Below are 22,449 nucleotides of genomic sequence, written 5' to 3'. Positions count from 1 at the left end.
TCGAAGCTGACCACGTCCGGCTCCGACGAGTCCTACACGGTCAACGACTCCGCCAAGGTGGCCTGCGGCAACGTCAAGACCGCCAACGCCAACGTGTACATCATCGACACCGTCCTGATGCCCAAGAGCTGACCGCACAGCACGAGCCGGTCCGTCCGAGTCAGCCTCGGCGGACCGGCTCTGGTCGTACGACGGCCCCCCACGACAGCGCGGGAACCGGGTCACCCACCGTCGGACGGCTTCTCCTGCCCGGCGTCCGGCACGACCGTCACGGGGCCGGCAGGACGACGGTCCTCATCGTCGTCCGGGATGCCCACCAGGTCCTCCACGTCGAACATGCGGGCGATGGGCACGTCGGTGGAGCTGTGCGCGATGATCGAGAACGCGATGCACACCGCGATCATCGTGTACGCCTCCTCCGCCTGCGGGATGCCGGACTGCAGCACCAGCAGCCCGTACACCACCGAGGCGAAGCCCTTGGGGCCGAACCACGCCGCGGTGAGCTTCTCCCGCCGGGAGAAACGCGTCCCGATCAGTGAGATGAGCAGGGACGCCGGCCGGATCAGCACGATCGCCAGGACGACCGCCACGTACCCGCCGAGCGACAGATCCCCGAACAGCCGCGGGGTCAGCAGCGCGCCGAACACCAGCAGGGCGGCGAACTTGGCCAGCTCCGTCAGCGCCTCGCCCAGCGGCTCGAAGGCGTGCTTCGCCTCGGGTGACACGGCGGCCAGCACGGCACCGGCGGAGAAGGCGGCCAGGTAGGGGTTGGCGTGGGTGAGGTGGCACAGCCCGTACAGGAGGATGCCGGTCGCCAGCGGCAGCAAGGGCTGGAGTTTCGGCTCCGCGCACAGCAGACGGAACCGCACCAGCCAGTTGACGATGAGCGGCAGCAGGACACCGAAGGTGAGTCCGAGCCCGAGTTCCAGGGCGATCGTGCCGATCGACGCCTCTCCCGTCTGCCCGGCGGCCGGTCCGGCAGCGGCGATCAGCACCAGTACCACCGGCAGGGCCAGACCGTCGTTGATGCCGCTCTCGACGTTCAGCAGTTCACGGAGCTTGGCGGGCACCTCCTTGCGGCCGACGATCGCCGAGGCGAACACCGGGTCGGTCGGCGCCAGCACCGCGCCCACGAGGAAGGACGTCGTCCAGTCCAGGCCGACGAGGAAGTGCGTGACCAGCGCCATGAACACGAAGGCCAGCGGCATGCCCAGACCGAGCGCACGGGCGGGGTTGCGCCAGTTCGCCCGCAACTTCCCGAAGGAGACGTACTGGCCGTCGGTGAACAGCACGGCGAACAGTGCGAGGTCCGCCGTCACGGAGACGATCTCGCTGTCCGCGGTGATGTGCACCAGGCCCAGGAAGCCGTCGCTGACCAGCGCACCGCCGACCAGGAAGAGGAAGGAGGTGGACAGTACCGTCCGCGCCGCCAGACCTGACAGCAACACCGCCACCAGCAGCGCGACGCCGAAAACCGCCACGAGCACCATGCCGTACGCTCCGATCGGAAGAGAGAGTCCGCTCCTGCTCGCCGACCAGACTTCCCGGCACACCGGGGCGAACCCTACCTTCCTCGTCGCACCTTGAATAACGAGCCTTCCGGCACCTCCGGGCCCACTTCACTGCCGGAATCCGGCAAGGGCCGACACGGACGCACCCGTCGGAAGCGTGCGGCACTCAGCGGCGTCCCTGACCGGCATGCTCCCGTCCAGCCGGGCCGACGGCTCCGCCGTCCGGTGTCACCGGAACCGAATCAGGGATTGACGGCGAGAATCGGGTAGCCGTTCGTCATGAGCGACGCGCAAGACCCGAGCAAGGACGTCGAGAGCTGGGTGACGGGGGACGAACCGGCCACCGGACCACAGCTGAGCTACCTGGAGACGTTGGCCCGTGAGGCCGGCGAGGAGGTGCCGCCCGACCTGACGAAGGCGGAGGCGTCGAAGATGATCGACCGCCTTCAGGGGGCTTCGCCCCGCACCGCCCGGGACAAGCCCTCCCGCACTCCCGAAGACGAAGCCGACCGTGGCACCGGCCCGTAAGGGTGCCGCCCGGGGCGGGTCCGGCCGGCACCAGGGGAAAGGCGAGACGGCGGCCGACACCACCGGTCGGCTCCGCCGAACCGCCACGGAGGCCTTCGGCTGGCGGGAGCTGCGGCCGGAGCAGCTGAGGGCGATGACCGAGGTCGTGGCAGGGCGCGACACCCTGGTCGTGATGCCGACCGGGGCGGGAAAGTCGGCGGTCTATCAGGTGCCCGCGCTGCTGCTCGACGGCCCCACCGTCGTCGTCTCCCCGCTGCTCTCGCTCCAGCGCGACCAGATCGCCGGACTGCTGGAGCACCGGGCCCCGCAGGCCGTCGCCGTGAACTCGGCGCAGTCCGCGGGGCAGACGGAGGCGGCGTGGCAGGCGGTGCGCGCCGGGGACGCCGAGTACCTCTTCCTCTCCCCCGAGCAGCTCGCCAAGGAGGAGGTGCTGGAACGGCTCGCGCGGGTGGCGCCGGCGTTGTTCGTCGTCGACGAGGCTCAGTGCGTCTCCGCCTGGGGGCACGACTTCCGGCCCGACTACCTGCGTCTGGCCGACGCCGCCCGGCGCCTGGGCCGCCCGCCGCTGCTGGCGCTGACGGCCACGGCGGCTCCCCCGGTACGGCAGGAGATCGTCGACCGGCTCGGCATGGAGGAGCCCGCCCTGGTCGTCGCCGGGTTCGACCGGCCCAACATCGCCCTTCACGTGCTCCGTTTCCAGGACGACGACGACAAGCGCCGCGCCGTGGTGGAGCGGGCGGCCGGCGAACCGAAGCCGGGGATCGTCTACGCCGCCACCCGCAAGGACACCGAACGGTACGCCGAAGAGCTGGCCGGCCTCGGTCTGACGGCCGCCGCCTACCACGCCGGGCTGCGCAGCGGTGAGCGGTCGCGGGTGCACGACGCCTTCCTCGACGGCACGCTCGACGTGGTCGTCGCCACGTCGGCGTTCGGCATGGGCATCGACAAGGAGGACGTACGTTTCGTCGTCCACGCCTCCATCCCCGGCTCCCTGGACGCGTACTACCAGGAGATCGGGCGCGCGGGCCGGGACGGGGAGCCCGCGGTCGCCGTGCTGCACTACCGGCCCGAGGACACCGGCATGCAGAACTTCTTCGCCGCCCGCACGCCCGGCACCGACACGCTCGGCAAGGTCGCCCGGCACCTCAGCGACCAGCGGGAACCTCAGGACCTGGATGAGCTGCGGGACGAAACGGGGCTGTCCCGCAACCGCCTCACAGCCGCCGCCAACCTCCTGGAGGAGGCCGGAGCCGCGCACACCGACGACCAGGGCGCCCTGCGTATCGAGCCGGGCGTGTCCGCCGACGACGCGGTGGCGCAGGCCGGCGAGGCCGCAGAGACACACCGCAGGCTGGAGCGGACAAGGGTGGAGATGGTGCGCGCCTACGCCGAGACCACGGGATGCCGCCGCAGGTTCCTTCTCGGCTACTTCGGCGAGCCCTACGAGGCCCCCTGCGGGAACTGCGACGTGTGCGGGACGGCGGAGCCCGCGGCCGTCGGCGCCGCACCGGGCGCCGACGGCACACAGCGGGACCAGGCGCAGTCACCCTTCCCGACGGGGGCACGGGTCCGCCACCAGGAGTGGGGCGACGGCACGGTCCTCAGCGAGGAGGACGACCGGATCACCGTCCTGTTCGACACCATGGGCTACCGCACCCTGTCACTGGCGACAGTCGACGAGCACGACCTGCTGTCGGTCCTCGAACAGCCACCCGGCTGACCACCCCGTTCGAGTCCCCGGCCGATGCCGTCGTACGGCAGGAAGGAAGGGCCATGAGCGATTCCGTCCGGTCCGGCACCGCACCGGGCACCGGCTCCGCGTCCCGCAGGTCCATGGCCGTCTCCGCGCTGATCGGGGCGGCGGTCATGGCCTCGGTCGACGAGATCGTCTTCCACCAGATCCTGGGGTGGCACCACTTCTACGATCGTTCCACCTCCGGCGTGGGTCTGCTGTCCGACGGCCTGCTGCACACCGCCGAACTGCTGGGTCTGGTCGCGGGGTTCTTCCTCTACGCCGATCTGCGCCGCCGCGGGGCCCTGGCGTCGGCCCACGCGTGGTCGGGCTTCTTCCTCGGACTGGGCACCTTCCAGCTGTTCGACGGAATCGTGGATCACAAACTGCTGCGTCTGCACCAGATCCGCTACGGGGTGGATGTCACCCCGTACGACTGGGCGTGGAACATCGCCGGTCTGGTCCTGCTGCTCATCGGCGTGATCCTGGCGCTGCGTGCGACCCGCCGCGGCGGGGCCGGGCCGCAGTCGTGACACTCGCGCACGTCCACCCCGGCCCGGCCGGCGGACCCGGGACGGGCCAGGTGCTCGCCGCCGTGGCCGCGCTGCTGGTGACGGTGGCGTATCTGGCGGCCGCGTCGCGTCTGCGACGCCGCGGGGACGCCTGGTCCCGGTGGCGGGACGTGTCGTTCACCGCCGGGGGCGTCGGTACGGCCTGGGCGTCGGGGGGACCGGTGACGGGAGCACCGTTCACCGGGCACATGATCCAGCACCTCGTCGTGGGCATGGCCGCCCCGCTGCTGTTCGTCGTGGCCCGCCCCCTCACCCTCGCCCTGCGAGCCCTCGGGCCCGGCCGGGCCCGACGGGGCCTGCTGGCTGTCGCGCGATCCCGTCCCGTGGGCTGGCTCGTCCTCCCCCCGCTGGCGGCTCTGCTGAACGTGGGCGGCCTCTGGCTGCTGTATCGGACGGAGCTGTTCGCGGCGACGCGGCACCAGCCTTTGCTGCACGGCGTGGTCCACGCGCACATGCTGGCGGCAGGGCTCGTGTTCACCTTCGCCGTGTGCCAGCTCGATCCGGTGCGCCGTCGCTGGGGTGTCGCCGTACGCGGCGCCACCCTGCTGGCCGCCGGCGCCGCGCACGCGGTGCTCGCCAGGACCCTGTACGCACTGCCGCCGCCCGGCACCGGCTTCACCCCTGCCGACCTGCACAGCGGCGCCCGATGGATGTACTACGGCGGTGACGTGGTGGACGCCGCCCTGGCGGTGGTGCTCGGCGTGGGCTGGTACACGGCCGGCGGACGTGCCCGCGCCCGTCACCACCGACGGGGAGCTGCCCCGACCCGCTCCGGACAGAGCGCGACCGGCGCAGCCGCGGCACCCGGCCCGACGACCCCGGCGCGCCCTGCGGGAGGTGCGCGCCAAGGTGCTGGGGCACGCGGCCTGCGAGGAGCAGTACGAGTCGCCCCGGCCGCGCGAAAAGGCCCGAGCGCGGCGGCTTGCGATGATGGCCATCGCTGTCCGGGCCGCCGATGCCGTGGCGCCCCCCGCCCGCGCCCCGGAGTGGAGACCGCGGCACCGACACCGCCGCCGGGCCCGTGGCCGCCGTGAGGACCCGACCCGCGACGCCGCCCGCGAGGCGATGGGCGGCCAGGACGGCCCATCGCGTCGGGCAACCCGGCCGGCCCGACTCCGGCCTGGTCGGCCGTTTGCGGTGTGCGCAGGTGGGGACCCGGCCGCGCATGACCACGACGCCACGCCGTCGGATGCGGCAGAACCGGGTCCTGTGGCTGCTGGACCGCCTGGAACAGGACCCCCGGGCCGATGCGGTGATCGACGCGATCGGCCGGGGCGTGCGTGCCCTGCCGCTCGGTCGCGGCCGGGACGCGCTGCACGGGAGGTGGCTGGGCCACCCCGTGCATCCGCTGATGGTGCAGGTTCCGATCGGCAGCTGGCTGTCCGCGGCCCTGCTCGATCTACGGCCCGGCCGTTCCCGTGAGGCGGAAGCGCTCATCGGCGTCGGCCTGGCCGCCGCCGCCCCCGCGGCCCTGACAGGCCTGACCGACTGGGCGGAGCTGCACCACCGGCAACAACGCGTCGGCCTGGTGCACGCCCTGAGCAACGTGACGGCCGTCGCGCTGTACGCCACCTCACTCGCCTGCCGCCTCAAGGGACGCCAGGCCGCCGGCCGCGCCTACGGCCTGCTGGGACTGACGGCGGTCGGAGTCGGCGGCATGCTGGGCGGCCACCTCGCCTACCGCCAGGCCTCCGGCGCCAACCACGCCGAGGAGGTGCCGCACGTGGTCAAGGAGGGCTGGCACCGGATCGGCGCCGTGGACGAGTTCCCGGCCGGCCGGCCCGTGCGGCGCCGTGTGGACGACGTACCGGTCCTGGTCGTGCGCGAAACAGGCGGCACCATTCACGCGCTGGCCGACCGGTGCAGCCACCTCGCCGGGCCGCTGTCCGAGGGCACGATCACCGACGGATGCGTCCGGTGTCCCTGGCACGGAAGCGTCTTCCGCCTCTCCGACGGCTGGAACGTCCGCGGCCCCGCCACCGCTCCCCAGCCCGCCTTCGACACGCGGATCACCGGCGGCCACGTCGAGATCCGCCTGCGCCGGGACGACCGGGCGGAGCACGCGGACGACGGCCGCCGCGCCTGACAACACCGACGCCGCCGCGGCCGACAGGACGGCCGGCAGCCGCCTCGTACCACGCCTGCGCGAGCTTGCCCGGCGCACCGGACGACGGTACTCCGCAGGGCACGACCGGCCCCTGGGCGGCTGTCTCGCGGCCATGACGGCATTCGGGGCGACACGGCGGCCCGGGCCCCGGCGCCGCCGGCCGGCACGGGGCCCACGGTCACGCCCGGAGGTGCCGTTCCATCCAGTCCGCGGCGGCCCGGCGGAACAGGCGCCGGTTGTCCGCGCGCAGGAAGTCGTGACCCTCGTCGCGCAGGGTCAGCAGCTCGGCGCGGATGCCCCGTTCCCGCGCTGCCCGTACGAACTGCTGGGACTCCCCCGGTGGCACGTTGGTGTCGTGTTCGCCGTGGACGGCCAACACCGGAACACGCAGCGCTTCGATACGGCTCATCGGTGACAGGGCGCGCAGCAGCTCGCGGTCGCGCTCCGGGTGACCGTACTTGTGCGCCGCGGACTCCGCGATCCAGGGTTCCGTACCGGCGAAGAAGGTCAGGAAGTCCGACATGCCGCAGACGGCGACCCCGGTGCGGAAGAGATCCGGGTGCCACACGAGGGAGGCGAACGTCAGACAGCCGCCGTACGAGCGGCCCATGACCGCCAGCCGCGTCGGATCGGCGGGGCCCGCGGTGACCGCGTGGGCCGCGCAGTCCGCCACGTCGTCGAACGCGGCGAAGCGGCCCGCGCCCAGGTCCGCGTCGACGAACGACCGGCCGTGTCCCAGGGATCCCCGGACGTCGGGGGCGAAGACGTCCAGGCCGCGCCCGGTCAGCTCGTGGTAGAGCGGGTCGAACACCGGGCGTTCCTGTTCCTCCGGACCGCCGTGCAGGTGGATGACGCACGGTGCCGGTTCGTCGCGGGCGCGCCCCGGCGCCCTGTAGTACCAGCCGCTCAGGGGCAGCCCGTCCCGTGCCGTCAGACGCAGGGGGACGGGGCGTACCGGTGGCCGGCCCGGCGGGACGGCGTCCTCGTCCGGGGCGGACCAGGGCGTGCGGAGCACGGACACGCCTTCGTGGGCCCACCAGACACCCGGGCGGCGTTGCGACCCGGACAGCGCGAGCAGCAGTCGCCCGGCTCCGGCGGGGGTCACGCGGGTGACGACCTCGTGGGGCAGGGGAAGGGGGCGTGCCGGGCCGGTGCCGTCGGGGGCCTGCCCGGTCCGGAAGGTCTCGACGAGTTCCAGCTCGCCGGCGCCCTGCACGTTCCATGCCAGCGCGGCGGTACGGCCGTCGTGCGCCAGCGCCAGGAGTTCCAGGTCGCTTCCGTCGCGTTCCGCCGCGACGGACGTACGCTGTGGCCTTCCGTCGGCGTCCAGAACGACGGCGAAGAGCGCCGCGTACTCCCGGTCGGCGTTGCTGCGCAGCCACAGCGTCCGCCCGTCCGGGGAGAACCGTCCGACCCACGGGTCACCGTCGGCGACCGGCAGGGCGAAGGTGGTCGCCGCGTCGGCGGTGCGGTGGACGACGGCCTCGCGCCGTCCGCGCGGCCCCCGGCGCAGCAGTGCGAAGCGGCCGTCGTGGCTGAGGTCGCACGCGCGCAGGGAGGCGGCGCGTGTCTCCGTGGTGAGCAGCACGGGGGACGCGAGGCCGTCGGGATCGATCAGGTAGACCGACAGGCCGCCGCCGGGCCGGGCCGCGGGAGCCGTGGTGCCGGTCGGCGTCCCGTTCGGGACCGGCCTCGACGTGGCGTCGTACGCGGCCGGGCCGAGAAGCGTCGCATGGCCGTCCCGGTCCGCCCAGTCGGCCCCCGGGCGGGCCCCGGCGAGCAGGCCGTCCGCCGGGCCGTGGTCCCACGGGGTCTGCCCGACGAGGCCCGGGTGGACGGCGGCGGCCGGAGCCGCGACGGTGACGGCGAGGGCCGAGCCGTCGTGCGCCCAGCACCCCAGATGGGCGGAGCTGGCCGGGTCGGCCCCGGCCAGGATGCGGCGGCCGGTGCCGTCGGGCCGTACGCACAGCACCCGCGTGTGTTCGCCCCCGCCCGGCGCTGTGGTGTACGCGATCCAGCGGCCGTCCGGTGACCAGGACACCTCTTTCACGGGATCCGGTGAGGAGTCGAGCAGGCGCACCTCGTCGCTGCCGACGGGCCCGGCCCACAGCTGGGGGACACCGCCCCGGTCGCAGATGAAGGCCGCCTCGGTGCCGTCGGCGTTGGCGGACGGGTACCAGCAGCCGTGCGCGCGCAGCCGGGTCACCGCGTCTCGGGGGCCGCCCGCCTCGGGCAGCGCCACCGGCGCCGGCGCGGGCGCGGCGGCGCCGGAGGCGCCCGGCCGGTCCCCGGTCCGGCCGTCCTGGGGCGGCACGTGGGCCGGACCCGGTGCCCCGGGAGCGGGGAGGACCGGCGCCGGGCCGTCCACCGCCCGTGTGCCCCGGCCGCCGGTCACTTGATTCCGTGGGTCTGCAGCCATATCTCCAGCAAAGCTATCTGCCACAGGGCGTTCGCGCCCCGCCTGGTGCGGTGCTCGTCGGGCGCCTCGAGCAGCTCGGCGACATACGACTGCTGGAACAGTCCGCGCTGCTTCGCCTCCGGTGCCTCGAGTGCCTCGCGCACCCGCTGCAGGACGGGTCCGGCCATGTGCCGGATGGCCGGTACCGGGAAATAGCCCTTGGGGCGGTCGACGACCTCCCGGGGCAGGAGCTTGCGGCCCGCCTCCTTCAGCACGCCCTTGCCGCCGTCGGCCAGTTTGAGTTCCGGTGGGCAGGCCGCCGCCAGCTCCACCAGTTCGTGGTCGAGGAAGGGCACGCGGGCCTCCAGGCCCCAGGCCATGGTCATGTTGTCGACCCGCTTGACGGGGTCGTCGACGAGCATGACGTGCGTATCCAGGCGGAGCGCGGCGTCCAGCGCGGTCTGCGCCCCCGGTACCGCCATGTGGCCGCGGACGAAGTCACCCGAGACATCGTCGGGGGGCAGCAGTTCCGGCCGCAGGATCCGGGCGAGATCGGTGTGCGACCGGTCGAAGTACGTCTCGGCGTAGCGCTCCGGTTCGTCCTCGCGGGAGACCTCGGCCAGCTGCGGGTACCAGTGGTAGCCGGCGAAGACCTCGTCGGCGCCCTGCCCGCTCTGCACGACCTTCACCTCCTGGGACACCTGCTCGGACAGCAGGTAGAAGGCGACGACGTCGTGGCTGATCATCGGCTCGCTCATCGCGGCGACCGCCCCGTCCAGCGCCGTCGAGACCCGCTCCGAGGGAACCATCGTCCGGTGGTGGTCGGTGCCGAACTCCCGGGCCACGAGGTCGGAGTACCGGAACTCGTCCCCCTGCTCACCGCCCTCCGTCTCGAACCCGACGCTGAACGTCATCAGGTCGCGTTGCCCCTCGTCGGCCAGCAGAGCCACGATCAGACTGGAGTCGAGTCCGCCGGAGAGCAGCACCCCGACCGGCACGTCGGAGACCATGCGGCGGCGCACGGCTGTGCGCAGCGCGTCCAGCACCGCGTCCCGCCATTCGTCCGCGCCCATGCCGGCGTGTTCCGCCCGGCGTGTGTAGGACGGCTGCCAGTAGCAGTGATCCGTGTGGGTGCCGTCCGGCTCGACGACCCGCACCGTGGCCGGGGGGAGCTTGCGCACGCCGTTGAGGACGGTGCGCGGCGCCGCGACCGTGGCATGCCAGCTCAGGTACTGGTGGAGGGCGACCGGATCGAGTGAGGTGTCGACGTCTCCGGCGGCGAGAAGGGCGGGCAGCGTGGAGGCGAACCGCAGCCGGTCCGGTGTCCGTGCCAGGTACAGCGGCTTGATGCCGAGGCGGTCCCGGGCGAGGATCACCCGGCCGGTCCGGTGCTCGACGATGGCGAAGGCGAACATCCCGCGGAAGTGCTCGACGCAGGAGGTTCCCCACTGCAGGTAGGCGTTGAGCACCACCTCCGTGTCCGAGGTCGACTCGAAGCGGTGTCCGAGGCGGCGCAACTCCTCCCGCAACTCGGGATAGTTGTACACGCAGCCGTTGAAGACGCCGGTGACCTCTCCCCGGGCGTCCGTCATCGGCTGCCCTCCCCGGTCCGACAGGTCGATGATCTTCAGTCGCCGGTGTCCCAGCGCCACCGCGCCCCGCGTCCAGGTCGCCTGCCCGTCGGGTCCACGGGAGGCGAGCCGGTCGGTCATGCGTCCGACGGCCGCCAGGTCGGGCCGCCGGCCGTCGAAGCGGATCTCCCCGCTCAGACCGCACATCGCGTCCCGCCTCCCTTCCGGGTACCGACGACGGCGCGCCGTGACGGGACTACCGGCGCCCGCCCTCCTGTCGGGATCCGGGCGGTACTGCACGACATGACAAAACCCTTTCTGTACGGGGACAGGACACACGTTCTGCAAGGGCACGGCGGGCGGTGTCGCCCGGGAAGGCCGTACCACCGGGGCGGCGAGCGCCCGCGGGGGGCGTGGTGCGCACGGAGGCCGCGGGGCCGGCGGCGGTCTCATGACACGCACCGCTCATCGGGGGCCGATGGCCTCCGGCGCCCCGGAACCGGTGGTGGAGTGCGGGCCGGCAGCGGCGACGGCCGGGGTGAGCCCGCGGCCGAGCGGCGCGGACCGGCGGGGTGCGCGTTCACCGCGGGTCTCGGCGATCAGCATGTCGACACAGCCGAGGAGGTCCTCCTCCTGTGCCGTACGGCGGATGCGGCGGGCGGCGCTTCCGTCCGCGAGGGCAGCCTCGGTCAGCTCCCGCACGGTGTGCCAGTCCCCGTGGGCCTCGAGGGCGGGCCGCAGTCGGACGAGCAGCTTGCGCAGGACCTGGCGTGCGGGTGCCTCGCGGTGGGTCTCGGGGTCCACCAGGGCGCCCTCGAGCCCGGACCGGGCGGCACGCCATGCCGCGCCCCGCAGCCACTCGTGCCGACCCGCGCATCCGGGAGCGCGCTCGCGCAGCCGTTCGAGGGCCTCGGTCACCAGGGCGCGGAAGAGTCCGGCGATGAGCACGACGGTCTCGGCACGCGGGCAGGCATCGCAGATGCGCAGTTCCAGCGTCCCCAGGTGGGCGGAGGGGCGGACGTCGTAGTAGATCATCCCCGCGTCGCTGATGACCCCGGCCCGTATGAAGTCGTCCACCGCCGCGTCGTACTCGGCCGCGCTGGAGAAGCAGCCGGCCGGTCCCGCGGTGGGCCAGCGCTGCCACACCATGGAACGCCAGCTCGCGTACCCCGTGTCGGCCCCCTGCCAGAAGGGCGAACTCGCGGAGACGGCCAGCAGCACGGGCAGCCAGGGCGAGACCTCGCACATGACGCGTACGGCGGTGTCGCGGTCGGGCACGTCCACATGGACCTGGGCGCCGCAGATGAGCTGCTCGTCGGCGACCTTGCGGTACTCCTCGGCCATGTGACGGTAGCGGGCGCCGGCGGTGGGGGTCGCCGCCGCCGCGGGCGCCAGGGGGGCTGTCCCCGCGGCCACCACGGCCAGCCCCTGCGAGGAGGCGGCCGCGTCCAGCCGCCGTCTCAGGCGGGTGAGGTCGGCGTACAGGTCGTGCAGGGACGCGTGCACCGCGCTGTTGGTCTCGACGGTGCACTGGTGCAGTTCGGTCGTGAAGGTCTGCCGGGGAAGCCGTCGCAGGATCGCGTCGGCGCGCGGCACGAGCAGTCCGCTCTCCACCTCCAGGACGTGGAACTCCTCTTCCACCCCGATGCGCATGGTCACGTCACTCCTAGGGATCCGAGCGCTGCCCTCGGGCGGGAACGGGACCCTGCCCGGGACGATGGGCGGCTGTGATGTGCTCCGAGTTCCCAGCTCACCCGCGGATAAGCTCAGCACCGCGCAGGTGGCGCGCCGGCCCCACAGGTGAGCACGGCAGAGGGACAAAAGGGCACGGGCGTCGGGCGGCCCGTGACCGGGCGGCGGCAGACGAGTGCTTCGCCGGCGTAGGCGCCAGGAACAGACCAGAGGACCCCTGCCGGTCGGGCGGGGGTCCTCTGGTGTTGCGGCGCCGGGTTCAGTGGCTGCCGGCGAGTTCGCCGGTGAGCTTTCCGTGGAGGTCGGCGCTGGGGTCGTTCAGGCCGGTGATCTCGACGGTCTTGCCGCGCTGGGCGTACTTGGTCTCGATCGCGTCCAGGGCGGCGACGGAGGAGGCGTCCCAGATGTGGGCGGCCGAGAGGTCGATGACGACCTTCTCCGGGTCGCCCGCGTAGTCGAACTGGCCGACGAGGTCGTTGGAGGAGGCGAAGAACAGCTCCCCGGTGACGGAGTAGACGACCGTGTTGCCGTCGGGGTCGGTGACCGCGGTGACGTGGGCGAGGTGGGCGACGCGCTTGGCGAAGACGACCATGGCGGTGACGGTTCCGACGACGACGCCGATGGCGAGGTTGTCGGTGGCGACGACGACGATCACGGTGATGGCCATGACGGCCATCTCACCGGCGGGCATCCGCTTCAGTGTCCTGGGGGCGACGGAGTGCCAGTCGAAGGTGGCGAAGGCGACCATGACCATGACGGCGACCAGCGCGGCCATGGGGATGTCGGAGACGACGGGGCCGAAGACGATGCACAGCACCATCAGGAAGACACCGGCGAGGAAGGTGGAGACGCGGGTGCGGGCGCCGGAGACCTTCACGTTGATCATCGTCTGGCCGATCATGGCGCAGCCGCCCATGCCGCCGAAGAAGCCGGTGACGATGTTGGCGATGCCCTGGCCGACGGACTCGCGGGTCTTCGAGGAGTGGGTGTCGGTGATGTCGTCGACCAGCTTGGCGGTCATGAGCGACTCCATCAGGCCGACCAGCGCCATGGCGAGGGCATAGGGCGCGATGGTGGTCAGGGTGTCCAGGGTGAACGGCACGTCGGGCAGACCCGGCACCGGCAGCGAGGACGGCAGGTCGCCCTTGTCGCCCACGGTGGGCACCGCGATCCCGGCCGCGACGGTGATCACGGTGAGGATGACGATGGACACCAGCGGTGCCGGGATCACCTTGGTGACCTTCGGGAAGAACACCATCAGCGCCAGGCCGCCGATGATCAGCGGGTAGACCGGCCAGGGCACGTCGTGCATCTCCGGCACCTGCGCCATGAAGATCATGACGGCGAGGGCGTTGACGAAGCCGGTCATCACCGAGCGGGGCACGAACCGCATGAGCCTGGCCACGCCCACCGCGCCCAGCAGGACCTGGAACACACCGGCCAGGATGACGGTCGCGACCAGGTGGCCCAGCCCGTGTTCGCGGTTCACGGGCGCGATGACGAGGGCGACCGCGCCGGTGGCGGCAGAGATCATCGCGCGGCGGCCGCCGACGATGGAGATCGTCACGGCCATGGTGAAGGAGGCGAACAGTCCGATCGCGGGGTCAACACCGGCGATGATCGAGAACGAGATCGCCTCGGGGATCAGGGCCAGGGCGACGACCAGACCGGCAAGGACCTCGGTGCGCCAGACCTTCGGGTTGTTCAGCCAGTCGGGGCGCAGGCCGCGCAGGCGCGTGGCGGGAGTCACAGCAGCGGAAGACAAGGAGACGTGTACCTGTCGTGCTCGGGCACACCCCGTCGGCAGGCCGGGGCGTGCGGGAAGGACGTGCGGGGGCCGGGCCGGCACCCCGCGGAGGCCCGCGGGGCGGGCCGGAAGTCGAGGGAGAGGGGAGCGAGGCAGGGCGGCGCGCACGGACGGCCCGCCGGCTCACATCCGGGGGCGAAGGGTCACGGCGGGCAGGCGGCGGCGATCGGCGTCATGGGCTCGCGCACGCTCTCTCCTGCAGAAATGGGATCCTCGCCGGGGGCGCCTTCGGCCCCGGAACGGCAGTGGCAGGGGCAGCCGGGCCGCCCTCACCGCCAGCAACTCTACCCTAACGTTAGAGTAGAGGCCGGTGGGGTCGCACGGGACGCGGCCCGTCACGGACTGGAACGGCCAGGAGAGCGGCGTGGACGGCAAGCACATGCAGATCGGCGAGGTCGCCGCGCGGACCGAGCTGTCCCTGCGCACCATCCGGCACTACGAGGAGACCGGCCTGGTCATTCCCTCTGCCCGCTCCCAGGGCGGGTTCCGCCTCTACACCGAAACCGATGTCGCCCGGCTGATGGTGATCCGTCGGATGAAACCGCTCGGCTTCACCCTGGAGCAGATGCACGACCTGCTGGACGCCACCGACCGCCTGGACAGCAGCGACGCCCTCGACGCCGACGAGCGCGAGGCGCTGCTGGAGCGGGTGCGGACCTACGCGCGCGCCGCAGCCGAGCAGGTGGAGAAGCTGCGGGTCCAACTGGCCCGCGCCGAGGACTTCGCCGCCACCCTGGGCGCCCGCCTGGAGGAGAACGCTCCGGCCGCCCGTACCTGAACCGCGGCGCCGCTTCGAAAACGCCACCGCCCCGCCGGCCATCGGGGCGGTACACACACGCGGCGGTACCCCCGGTCGGGCCAAACAACGGGCAGGTTTCCCCGCTGAAGGTCAGGATGGCCATACCGGAACGCTCCTGCGGGCGGCTGTGCCGACCCCCGGTCAAGGAAATGCTGAGCGCTGTGCCGCCATTCTCGGCAGCAGCACCCGCGCGGCCCTCCAGGCGTGCCACGAACTTCTCGCCGGAGCGGACCGACCACTGCACCGAACGACCACCGAACCCGGCCTTCACAAAGCAAGGGGAACCACCATGGCAGACATCAGCCCCATCGACGTTCAAAAGGCCCTCAAGGGCGCCAACTACCCTTCCAGCCGCGACGATCTGATTGAGCTGGCAAAGGAAAACGGAGCGGACCGCAGCCTCGTCGACAAGCTCTCCAACGCCTCGACCGACCAGTTCGACGGGCCCAACGACGTACAGAAGGCCGTTTTCGGCGACGAATGACATCACAGGTGTCCATCACCCGGATCCAGCCGACCGCCCGGACCATTGCGCGGCGCGTCAGCCGGTGAGAAGAAACGCGCTCGAAAGGCGAGATGGTGGAACCGAATTCTTATGCGGGCCTCTCGGACAAACACGCCCTTGTCACTGGTGCGGCCCGCGGCCTGGGGGCATCGATCGCCCACCGCCTGGCTGAGGCAGGAGCGAGCGTCTGCCTGGCCGACGTCCGGTGCGAAGACGGGGAGAAGGTACGGACCGCCTTGACCGTGGAGGGCCACGACGCGCGATTCGTGGAACTCGACGTCTGCGACCCCCACGCCGTCGACGCGGTTGTCCGGGACCTGGAGCGGAACGGATGGCCGGTGGACATCCTGGTCAACAACGCCGCTGTCGACGTCACCAAGCCGATCGAGCATCTGACCCCCGGCGAGGTCACCCGCGTGGTGACCACGAACCTGCTGGGCCCGATGTACCTGTGCCTGGCCGTCTACCGGCGCATGCTCGCACGCGGTGGCGGTCACATCGTGAACATCCTCTCCACCGCGTCCCACCGGACCTGGACCGAAGCCGGCCCCTACGCAGCGAGCAAGTCCGGCCTGCGTGCCTTCACCCACACGCTGTTTCAGGAGGCACAGCGCGATTGCCTCGGCATCGGCGTCACAGGGGTCATCGCCGGGGGCATGGAAACACCGTTCATCCTGGAACGCTTCCCGGACGCCGACATCTCCAAGCTGCAACACCCCGATGTCGTCGCCGACGCGGTGCTGTGTGCCTTGTCCGTACCCGCGAGCAGCGCCATGCCGGAAGTGGTCGTCGTCCCGCGCAACGAGCCGTCCTGGCCGTGAAGTCGCAGCGTCACCTGCGGCAGGGTGTGGAAACGGCTGGCGCCGGCCGGGCGAGGGCTTGCCCCAGGTCTTCGGCGCCGGCGAACCCGGCACAGCCGAAGCGCAGCACGGAACGGTCTGCCCGCCCCGTTCGACCCCGGAGGCGCAAGGCAGGGCACCCCCTCCGGCCTGGGCCGGAGGGAGTGCGACAGGACGAGTCGGGCTGTACGCCGGGTATTCCTGGAGCACCCTTCTGACCTGCGGCTTTACGGGTCGGACCGGCTGTGACCTGCTAGGACGGGTTGCAGAGGCGATCGGAGGCAGTCAGAGGAAACCGCTCTGATTCGACCCGGGTTCGACCCGAGCTGCTCGGAGCCAGTCAGAGGCAATCGCCCTCTGTTTGGCTCCGAGTCGGCTGAGGTCGGGGCGGTGTCGAATCGGTTCGGACTCCTCTGGCGGCACTCCGAGTCGAACTCGGTCGAGCCGCGATGGGGACGTCTGCCTCCGCTGAGGAGCCAGGCATACGAAGGCCTCCAGGACGGCCATCCTGGAGGCTTCGCCTGGCACCGATTGGAGGTCGGTTCCGGACACCACCCGTGGTTTTAGCGGGCCTGGGTGGTGTCCACGTCCTTGCGAGACGACTCCACAGTGCCACACCACACCCAGCAGACGGACTCACCCCGACGTCCAATTCACCCGAGCGAGCGACTGGGCCTTCACCGGCTGCCCCGAGCCGCGGCTGACCTTGTCCTGCTCGGCGATCTCACCGGCCGCTACGCGGCGGGCAGCTACAGCAGGCTCGGCTCCGACGGCCGGAGCGTGGTCCTGCGCGAGGACCGTCAGGGCGCGGCCGAGCACGGGCACCGGATCACGGCGGCCATCGCCTGCCACGTCGCCCGCGCCGGCGGAACCGTCGACGAGCTGACCCGGATGCTGCTCCACCCCGACCACGAGGGCGGTCGGCACGCGCGGCACATCGCGCTGCGATCCGGGCAGGCGCGTGCCCTGGACTACATCCGCCGGGTGTGGGCCAGTGCCTCGGCCGCGGTCGCCAGCACGCGGGTCGTGGAGTCGCGTCAGCAGGCGTACGAGGTTCTGGCCGCGCTGCGGGACCGGATCGAGACGACGCCCTGGCGCGGGGAGCGGGGCCGGAACGCGCTTCGGGTGCTGCGGGCGCATCTAAACTTCGCCGAGATCGCGGGCGGGCCCCTGCACCACGCCAGTGAGCGGCAGACCGCCGAGGAGGCCGGGGTCTCCCGGACGACACTGCGGGTCGTCTACGAGACGGTCCTCAAGCCGCGTGGCTGGTTGCGTCGCTTGCGGGTCGGCCATGGCCGCGAGGGGTCCACCTGGTACCTCGGCGACGGCAGCGTCGGCCATCACGGCAGCCCCGATTCGTTGTCTCGTTTCCGGACCACTCAGTACCCCCCCGACCCGGTACTTGAGGAGTGGCCCACCCCTGAGACAGGTGCGGCGGCGGACATCGACTCCACCGTCATCGGCCGGCTGATGGGCCACGACGCCTTCGCCCACCACGGCCTCGGCAGCTCCGCCCTCATGATCATCGGCGCGCTGCACGCGCGCCCGGCCCAGACCATCGGCGAGCTCGTCGGCTCGACGTCGGTGTCCCGAGCCACCGCCTACCGGACCTTGCGTCGCCTGGCCGACCACGGCCTCGTGCACCACAGCGGAGAGACCTGGAGCCTCGCGCCTGGCGCGCTGGAGGGCTTCGGTAACAGCCTTCCAGATGTTGTGACCGACGACATCGCAGAACCGGCTCAGGGCTGGGACTCGGTGGCAAAGCAGCATGGCACCACAGGCGTCGCCGCCCGGCGCAAGGCCCTGCACGCGGCCGAACGGTCGGCGTACCGGGAGGCACTGGAGCGGCTGGCGGAGCACCGCAGCAAGGCCGTGGTGATCGTCCGCGACGGCCGCCAGATCCTCGCCCCGGCACCCCGCCCCGACGAGATCCCTTCCGCCTGGCACGCCCCGGGCGGTCGCGTCCTCGACCCGGTCACCGGTCGCGCCGTTCCCGACTGGCGGATCGCCACCGATGGACGGCTGATCCTCATCACCCCTGCCGACCAGCGCAGTTACGACGAGCTGGCCGCCGCCCATGCCGAAGCCCTCAGCGAATGGGAGTCCGCCGCATGAACCAAGAGCCCCCGGTCACCTCCGATGCGAGCGAGGCGGTGACGCCCGAGTCGCTACGCAAACAGTACGAGGCGGGTGCCACGGTCGACGAACTCGTCGCCGCCAGTGGGCTGTCGTACGGCACAGTCCTCAACCGGCTGCACGAGACCGGGACCGAGATGCGCACGTCGTGGCAGACCCGCCGGATGCGCCAGGATCCACAGGCGCGCCAGCGTCTCGCAGCCCACCTGCGCGCCCTGTACGAGCAGCACGGCGCGACCCTCACCGAGCTCGCCGCGGCGGGGGCTGGGACGAGGCGTGCTGCCCGACGCCTGCTGATCGAGGCCGGCGGCGCTGTGCGCACCCCGCAGCAAACGCTGCGGATGCGCGCCGCAGCGCGGGCCGCCGAGCGGCAGAAACTCGCGCTGTCCCTGCGGGCGCGCTACGAAGCCGGAGCCACGGTCCCGGAACTCGCCAAAGAGTGCAGCTACTCCGTCGCCACCGTCTACCGGCTTCTGCACCAAGCAGGCACCCACATGCGACCCCAGCACAACCACGGCCCGGCCTGCGCCCCAAGGAAGCGGCCATGAGCGCCCCCGTCCTCCCAGGTGTCCCCCGCGGTGCCGCTCGGCTCAACGACCCGCCCATCCACCATCCCGGCCGCAGTTGCGCAGCAAGGGCTCCCCCACACACAGCCACACCCGAAGCCTGCGTCGACGCCGTCGACAACCGCCACATCAACGCACCCTTCCAGTTTCAGGAGATCAAGCACACGTGAACGAGAACACCCGCATCAAGACCCTGGCGGCGGCCACAGCCCACGCCTGGGACGCCTTCGTGATCGTTGTCGGCATGCTCAAGGGCGGCACCGGCAAGACCACTTCCGCCTGGTTCATCGCCCTGTACTACGCGGTCGTCCTGGGGCTGCCGACGCTGCTGCTGGACGCCGACGCGACCAGCCAGTCCGCCTGGGACTGGTTCAAGGTCGCCCAGGCCGAGGGCTTCGAGATCCCGGAGAACCTGGTGGTCGAGCGGTACCCGTTCGACGACATCGCCGAGTACATCCGCGCCAAGCGCGCCGAGTTCGGCGCGATCGTGGTCGACGCCGGCGGCGGCAGCGCCCGCATCTTCCACGAGGCTGTTACCGAGGCGAACCGGCTGATCGTGCCGGTCGCCCCCACCAAGATCGAGCGCCGCAAGCTCGTGGCCACCTTCGACGAGGCCGAGCGCGCCGCCGCCCGCAACGAGCGCGACGTCACCGCCCACGTGGTCCTGGTCAAGGCCGACGACCGCACCAGCCTGCCCCGCAACGCCAAGGACAAGCTGCTGGAGCCGGCCGAGGGCGAGGGCATCGGTCCGGACCGTGACGAGCCGTTCCCGCTCGCCGAGACGACCATCCACTCCTGGGTGCACTACATGGAGGTTTTCGGCGAGATCCCGACCGAGCTGAGCGAGTACGCCGAGCTGATGAAGGAGCTGACGGCATGAGTGAGCGTATGAAGCCCCCGGCCCGCCGCACTGGTCGCACCCTGGGCGGGGCCAAGAAGGCGACTCCGCCGCCCTCTCCCCCGGCCGCCGAACTCACCCCCGAGCAGTACGCCGCCGAGCAGGCTGCCGCCCAGGGCGAAGGCCGTCCCACTGCGGGCGAGGCGCAGGTTCAGCCCGCTCCTTCCGCCGTTCCCGCCGAGGCATCGGCGCACGACCGGACCGAGGCAGTGCCCGAAGTGGCGCAGACCTCAGCCCAGCCGACTGCCGAGGCGCCGAGCAGCCCAGTGCCGGAGCCGGCTGCCAGTCAGCCGACTCACCCGGCTGTCGACGTGCCAGAGGCGGGGACAGAGTCCGCGCCGATGCCGGTGGAGCGGCACATGCCGCCTGTGGTCCTGGCTCCCCAGCCGGCCGCACCTGCGGTCCAGGCCACGCAGTCGGCCGCACCTGTTGCGCAGCATGGTCCGACTCCTGTTGCGTCCGCGGCTGCTGGTGCGGCTCCGGCCGCCGAGGTCGCCATTCGCCCGGCCGTTTCCCCGGTCGCAGGCGGTACGGCGTTCCCGGTGAGGACCGAGGGTCCGGGGGCTCACCAGGAACAGGACACTCGATCGCAGGAGGCTCACAGCGAGGGGACGCCGTACGCGCACGGTCCCGGACGGCCCAAGGACATTCCCGAGGTCGCCGTCGTTCTCAACCAGCGCATCATCACGCGGGAAAGTCTCGACTCGTCGGTCCCCGCCGCACTCAAGCTGAAGAAGCGGATCAAGCGCTTCGCGCTGGACAACGAACTCGACCACCTGCCCATCGGCGACATCGTCTCGGTCGCGCTGGACGAGTGGCTTACCGCCCGCGGCTTCTGAACCCGGCCGAAACGCACGGGGCGGCCGGCCCCCACATCAGGGTCCGGCCGCCCCCTCCCACCGACTATCCCAATAGCCCGATAGGCGGCTAGCTATCCGCCTAGCCGACCAACCGGAGGAGCTCTCGTGCCTGATCACTCCCTCTACGCCCACCGGCTGCGGGAAATCGCCGACGCGCTCGACGCCGAGCCCCAGCCACCCGACGACGCCCTTACGCCGCACCCGGACACTTTGGAGGTCATCAGCAACCGGCACACCAAACGCGGACGACTCAACTACGCCGTCCCCGAGGCGCTGGAACTCCAGCGCCGGATCCGCCGTTTCCATGCCGACACCGGCATACCGCACGGGGACATCGTGGCGCTTGCCGTTGACACCTGGCTCCGCGCAAAGGGCTATCCGCCAGGTCTCAGCCCGGCCAAGACGACGGCGACATGACCAGGCAGACCACGAACTACACGCCAATCCTGCTGTCCTAGGTGCAAACCGCGCATCAACTCGGCTTCCGGGACCGCGCCTGAAGCGTCCGCCGCTGGCTGGGACCCTGCGGGGAGCGGAGCCCTCCCTGCGCGGCCTGCCGCGGACACCCACCATCCGACGCGCCGTCACCTGGTTCCCCCGCCATCCCGACGGGCTGACCAGCGAGGAAGCACTCCGCCTGAAAATACTGCTGGAGCAATGCTCCGAACTGGCCGGCACCGCCCACCACGTCCGCGAGTTTCGCCGAGATCATGGACCGGCTGGACGGCAAGAGGCGCCTTCCCGCATGGACCACGCGGCCGAGCAAGCAGCTGTGCACTCGGTTCGGAACTTCGCCCGCAACCTGCGAAACGACCTCGTCGCGGTCACCCAGGGCCTGAGCAACTCCCTCAGCTCCGGCATCGTGGAGGGGCGTGTCGCAGACGCGAAATCGGTCAAGCGGCAGATGGCGGACCGAGCCGGCTTCCCACTCCTAAGGAAGCGCGTCCTACTCGTCGCCGCCAGCCGACGACCACCCAATGCCACTGAGGTCGCCGATCCCCGCGAACCAGTGGTGCCAGGGCGTCTGCTACTCAACCGAGCACCTTGGCCGGTATAACGATCTGCCATGACCATCATCGCGGCGCCGAGCGAGACCTTCTGGACGGCTATGGGGGCGGTGGGAGCCGTGCTCGCGATCCCGACCGCACTCTTCATCGGCTGGCTCAGTTACCGCGCCGTCTGGCCACGACGCCGGATCTATTGGTCGGCACGCGTCAGCACTCTCACACACACCGCCGCGCACGGCGCTCTGACCATCACACACGGAAGCACAACGCTGAGCAACCCGCATGTAGTGGAAATTGACATTTCCAACGTCGGCAACAAGGACCTAGAGCCCGCTCAATTCAACGGCCAGCCCATAGAGGTCACATCCACAGCCGACGTGATCGCTGTCCTCAACGAGACGTCACGGCCTACGTCGCAGCGGGTGCTGCCAGCCACTGTCGAAACCAAAGTTCTCAGCCTGAACCCTGCGACACCTCTGCACCAGGGCCAGACATTGACGTACATCATGCTGGTAGACGGCTCAGACCCGCAGATCGACCTGCGAGCATCGGCGAGCAACACACATATCAAGCGTCAGACCCGGCTGACCCCCGATGAGATCGTCCGCATGTACTACACGCGCATGTCCCAGGTCGTGGGAGCCAGCGCCGGAACAGGGCTTCTTTATCTCGTCTTCCTTCTGCTCTCCAAAGCGTGACGAGGCGGAACGAGACGCGCTGGAGACGCACGGTGCACCGGATGCCGACTACCGACGGCAACCACCCGAGGACGGCTGCCTGATCGGCTCACGAAAATCTTGGAAGAGCCGTATCTACTGGCCGCCATCGCGTGACTCGAACTCAAACACGGCGCCGGTTCACGCGTGCCATCGAAAGGGCGATTCGAATCGGACTTCCATCAGGCGAATCTTCAGAGACGAT

Annotated in this window: 20 protein-coding genes; 15 read left to right on the top strand and 5 right to left on the bottom strand. The window is 71.4% G+C overall.

The features are described from left to right. Nucleotides 1-132 (top strand): fasciclin domain-containing protein (locus AB0M97_RS10405; protein WP_365960362.1); only part of this gene is annotated, 132 nt, incomplete at its 5' end. 89 nt (nt 133-221) lie between these two features. Here the strand turns inward: AB0M97_RS10405 and AB0M97_RS10400 are convergent. Further along, complete coding sequence (locus tag AB0M97_RS10400; RefSeq protein WP_365960351.1) at nt 222-1,490, bottom strand: cation:proton antiporter; 1,269 nt, start codon at nt 1,488-1,490, stop codon at nt 222-224. Between the two features lie 300 nt (nt 1,491-1,790). Here AB0M97_RS10400 and AB0M97_RS10395 point away from each other — a divergent pair, with 300 nt between their 5' ends. From AB0M97_RS10395 to AB0M97_RS10375, 5 genes are all read left to right on the top strand, one after another. Continuing rightward, nucleotides 1,791-2,039: a DUF3072 domain-containing protein gene (locus AB0M97_RS10395; protein WP_365960350.1), complete on the top strand. Its 249-nt coding sequence runs from the start codon at nt 1,791-1,793 to the stop codon at nt 2,037-2,039. Beyond that, nucleotides 2,023-3,759 carry an ATP-dependent DNA helicase RecQ gene (locus AB0M97_RS10390; RefSeq protein WP_365960349.1) on the top strand — a complete coding sequence of 579 codons (1,737 nt, stop codon included), beginning with the start codon at nt 2,023-2,025 and terminating at the stop codon, nt 3,757-3,759. Before AB0M97_RS10395 ends, AB0M97_RS10390 begins: the two co-directional genes overlap by 17 nt. Nucleotides 3,760-3,812: 53 nt before the next feature. After that, nucleotides 3,813-4,304 carry a DUF2243 domain-containing protein gene (locus tag AB0M97_RS10385; protein WP_365960348.1) on the top strand — a complete coding sequence of 164 codons (492 nt, stop codon included), beginning with the start codon at nt 3,813-3,815 and terminating at the stop codon, nt 4,302-4,304. Continuing rightward, a complete protein-coding gene (locus AB0M97_RS10380) occupies nt 4,301-5,377 on the top strand; it encodes a cytochrome c oxidase assembly protein (protein ID WP_365960347.1) in 1,077 nt (358 codons plus the stop codon). The genes AB0M97_RS10385 and AB0M97_RS10380 overlap by 4 nt, the downstream gene beginning before the upstream one ends. Before the next feature lie 131 nt (nt 5,378-5,508). Next, nucleotides 5,509-6,429: a Rieske 2Fe-2S domain-containing protein gene (locus tag AB0M97_RS10375; RefSeq protein ID WP_365960346.1), complete on the top strand. Its 921-nt coding sequence runs from the start codon at nt 5,509-5,511 to the stop codon at nt 6,427-6,429. A gap of 199 nt (nt 6,430-6,628) precedes the next feature. Here AB0M97_RS10375 and AB0M97_RS10370 read toward each other — a convergent pair whose 3' ends face one another. From AB0M97_RS10370 to AB0M97_RS10355, 4 genes are all read right to left on the bottom strand, one after another. Beyond that, nucleotides 6,629-8,869 carry a prolyl oligopeptidase family serine peptidase gene (locus AB0M97_RS10370; protein WP_365960345.1) on the bottom strand — a complete coding sequence of 747 codons (2,241 nt, stop codon included), beginning with the start codon at nt 8,867-8,869 and terminating at the stop codon, nt 6,629-6,631. Beyond that, nucleotides 8,842-10,626, bottom strand: coding sequence for an N-acetylglutaminylglutamine amidotransferase (locus AB0M97_RS10365; RefSeq protein ID WP_365960344.1), 1,785 nt, complete (start codon nt 10,624-10,626; stop codon nt 8,842-8,844). Before AB0M97_RS10365 ends, AB0M97_RS10370 begins: the two co-directional genes overlap by 28 nt. A gap of 258 nt (nt 10,627-10,884) precedes the next feature. After that, nucleotides 10,885-12,072: a glutamate--cysteine ligase gene (locus AB0M97_RS10360; RefSeq protein ID WP_365960361.1), complete on the bottom strand. Its 1,188-nt coding sequence runs from the start codon at nt 12,070-12,072 to the stop codon at nt 10,885-10,887. Between the two features lie 298 nt (nt 12,073-12,370). Further along, the gene (locus AB0M97_RS10355) at nt 12,371-13,876 is read right to left on the bottom strand and encodes a SulP family inorganic anion transporter (protein ID WP_365960343.1); all 1,506 of its coding nucleotides are present in this window, start codon (nt 13,874-13,876) and stop codon (nt 12,371-12,373) included. A gap of 406 nt (nt 13,877-14,282) precedes the next feature. Here AB0M97_RS10355 and AB0M97_RS10350 point away from each other — a divergent pair, with 406 nt between their 5' ends. The 9 genes from AB0M97_RS10350 (at nt 14,283) to AB0M97_RS10310 (ending at nt 22,226) form a co-directional block, all read left to right on the top strand. Then, on the top strand, nt 14,283-14,696 hold the full coding sequence (locus AB0M97_RS10350; protein WP_365960360.1) for a MerR family transcriptional regulator: 414 nt from the start codon (nt 14,283-14,285) through the stop codon (nt 14,694-14,696). Between the two features lie 310 nt (nt 14,697-15,006). Beyond that, nucleotides 15,007-15,201 carry a DUF2795 domain-containing protein gene (locus AB0M97_RS10345; protein ID WP_365960342.1) on the top strand — a complete coding sequence of 65 codons (195 nt, stop codon included), beginning with the start codon at nt 15,007-15,009 and terminating at the stop codon, nt 15,199-15,201. Nucleotides 15,202-15,293: 92 nt separating this feature from the next. Continuing rightward, complete coding sequence (locus tag AB0M97_RS10340; protein WP_365960341.1) at nt 15,294-16,043, top strand: SDR family oxidoreductase; 750 nt, start codon at nt 15,294-15,296, stop codon at nt 16,041-16,043. A gap of 627 nt (nt 16,044-16,670) precedes the next feature. Next, nucleotides 16,671-18,176 (top strand): helix-turn-helix domain-containing protein, encoded by a 1,506-nt coding sequence (locus AB0M97_RS10335; RefSeq protein WP_365960340.1) that lies wholly within the window; start codon nt 16,671-16,673, stop codon nt 18,174-18,176. After that, entirely contained in the window at nt 18,173-18,745 is a 573-nt protein-coding gene (locus AB0M97_RS10330; RefSeq protein ID WP_365960339.1) for a helix-turn-helix domain containing protein, read from the top strand. Before AB0M97_RS10335 ends, AB0M97_RS10330 begins: the two co-directional genes overlap by 4 nt. A gap of 184 nt (nt 18,746-18,929) precedes the next feature. Continuing rightward, on the top strand, nt 18,930-19,643 hold the full coding sequence (locus tag AB0M97_RS10325; protein ID WP_365960338.1) for a ParA family protein: 714 nt from the start codon (nt 18,930-18,932) through the stop codon (nt 19,641-19,643). Further along, entirely contained in the window at nt 19,640-20,500 is an 861-nt protein-coding gene (locus tag AB0M97_RS10320; protein WP_365960337.1) for a hypothetical protein, read from the top strand. Before AB0M97_RS10325 ends, AB0M97_RS10320 begins: the two co-directional genes overlap by 4 nt. 126 nt (nt 20,501-20,626) lie before the next feature. Beyond that, entirely contained in the window at nt 20,627-20,938 is a 312-nt protein-coding gene (locus tag AB0M97_RS10315) for a hypothetical protein (protein ID WP_365960336.1), read from the top strand. Between the two features lie 649 nt (nt 20,939-21,587). Further along, nucleotides 21,588-22,226 (top strand): hypothetical protein, encoded by a 639-nt coding sequence (locus tag AB0M97_RS10310; protein ID WP_365960335.1) that lies wholly within the window; start codon nt 21,588-21,590, stop codon nt 22,224-22,226. The last annotated feature ends 223 nt before the right edge of the window (nt 22,227-22,449 follow it).

The organism is Streptomyces sp. NPDC051207, from assembly GCF_040682395.1.
Classification (GTDB): Bacteria; Actinomycetota; Actinomycetes; order Streptomycetales; family Streptomycetaceae; genus Streptomyces.
This window is presented reverse-complemented; position numbering and strand designations above follow the sequence as displayed.

Bases quoted from the DNA above. Each gene is read 5' to 3' on its own strand.
- AB0M97_RS10310 (WP_365960335.1), top strand. From the start codon at position 21,588: ATGACCATCATCGCGGCGCCGAGCGAGACCTTCTGGACGGCTATGGGG.
- AB0M97_RS10365 (WP_365960344.1), bottom strand. From the start codon at position 10,626: ATGTGCGGTCTGAGCGGGGAGATCCGCTTCGACGGCCGGCGGCCCGAC.
- AB0M97_RS10340 (WP_365960341.1), top strand. From the start codon at position 15,294: ATGGTGGAACCGAATTCTTATGCGGGCCTCTCGGACAAACACGCCCTT.
- AB0M97_RS10360 (WP_365960361.1), bottom strand. From the start codon at position 12,072: ATGCGCATCGGGGTGGAAGAGGAGTTCCACGTCCTGGAGGTGGAGAGC.
- AB0M97_RS10345 (WP_365960342.1), top strand. From the start codon at position 15,007: ATGGCAGACATCAGCCCCATCGACGTTCAAAAGGCCCTCAAGGGCGCC.
- AB0M97_RS10395 (WP_365960350.1), top strand. From the start codon at position 1,791: ATGAGCGACGCGCAAGACCCGAGCAAGGACGTCGAGAGCTGGGTGACG.
- AB0M97_RS10370 (WP_365960345.1), bottom strand. From the start codon at position 8,869: ATGGCTGCAGACCCACGGAATCAAGTGACCGGCGGCCGGGGCACACGG.
- AB0M97_RS10375 (WP_365960346.1), top strand. From the start codon at position 5,509: ATGACCACGACGCCACGCCGTCGGATGCGGCAGAACCGGGTCCTGTGG.
- AB0M97_RS10330 (WP_365960339.1), top strand. From the start codon at position 18,173: ATGAACCAAGAGCCCCCGGTCACCTCCGATGCGAGCGAGGCGGTGACG.
- AB0M97_RS10385 (WP_365960348.1), top strand. From the start codon at position 3,813: ATGAGCGATTCCGTCCGGTCCGGCACCGCACCGGGCACCGGCTCCGCG.
- AB0M97_RS10320 (WP_365960337.1), top strand. From the start codon at position 19,640: ATGAGTGAGCGTATGAAGCCCCCGGCCCGCCGCACTGGTCGCACCCTG.
- AB0M97_RS10400 (WP_365960351.1), bottom strand. From the start codon at position 1,490: ATGGTGCTCGTGGCGGTTTTCGGCGTCGCGCTGCTGGTGGCGGTGTTG.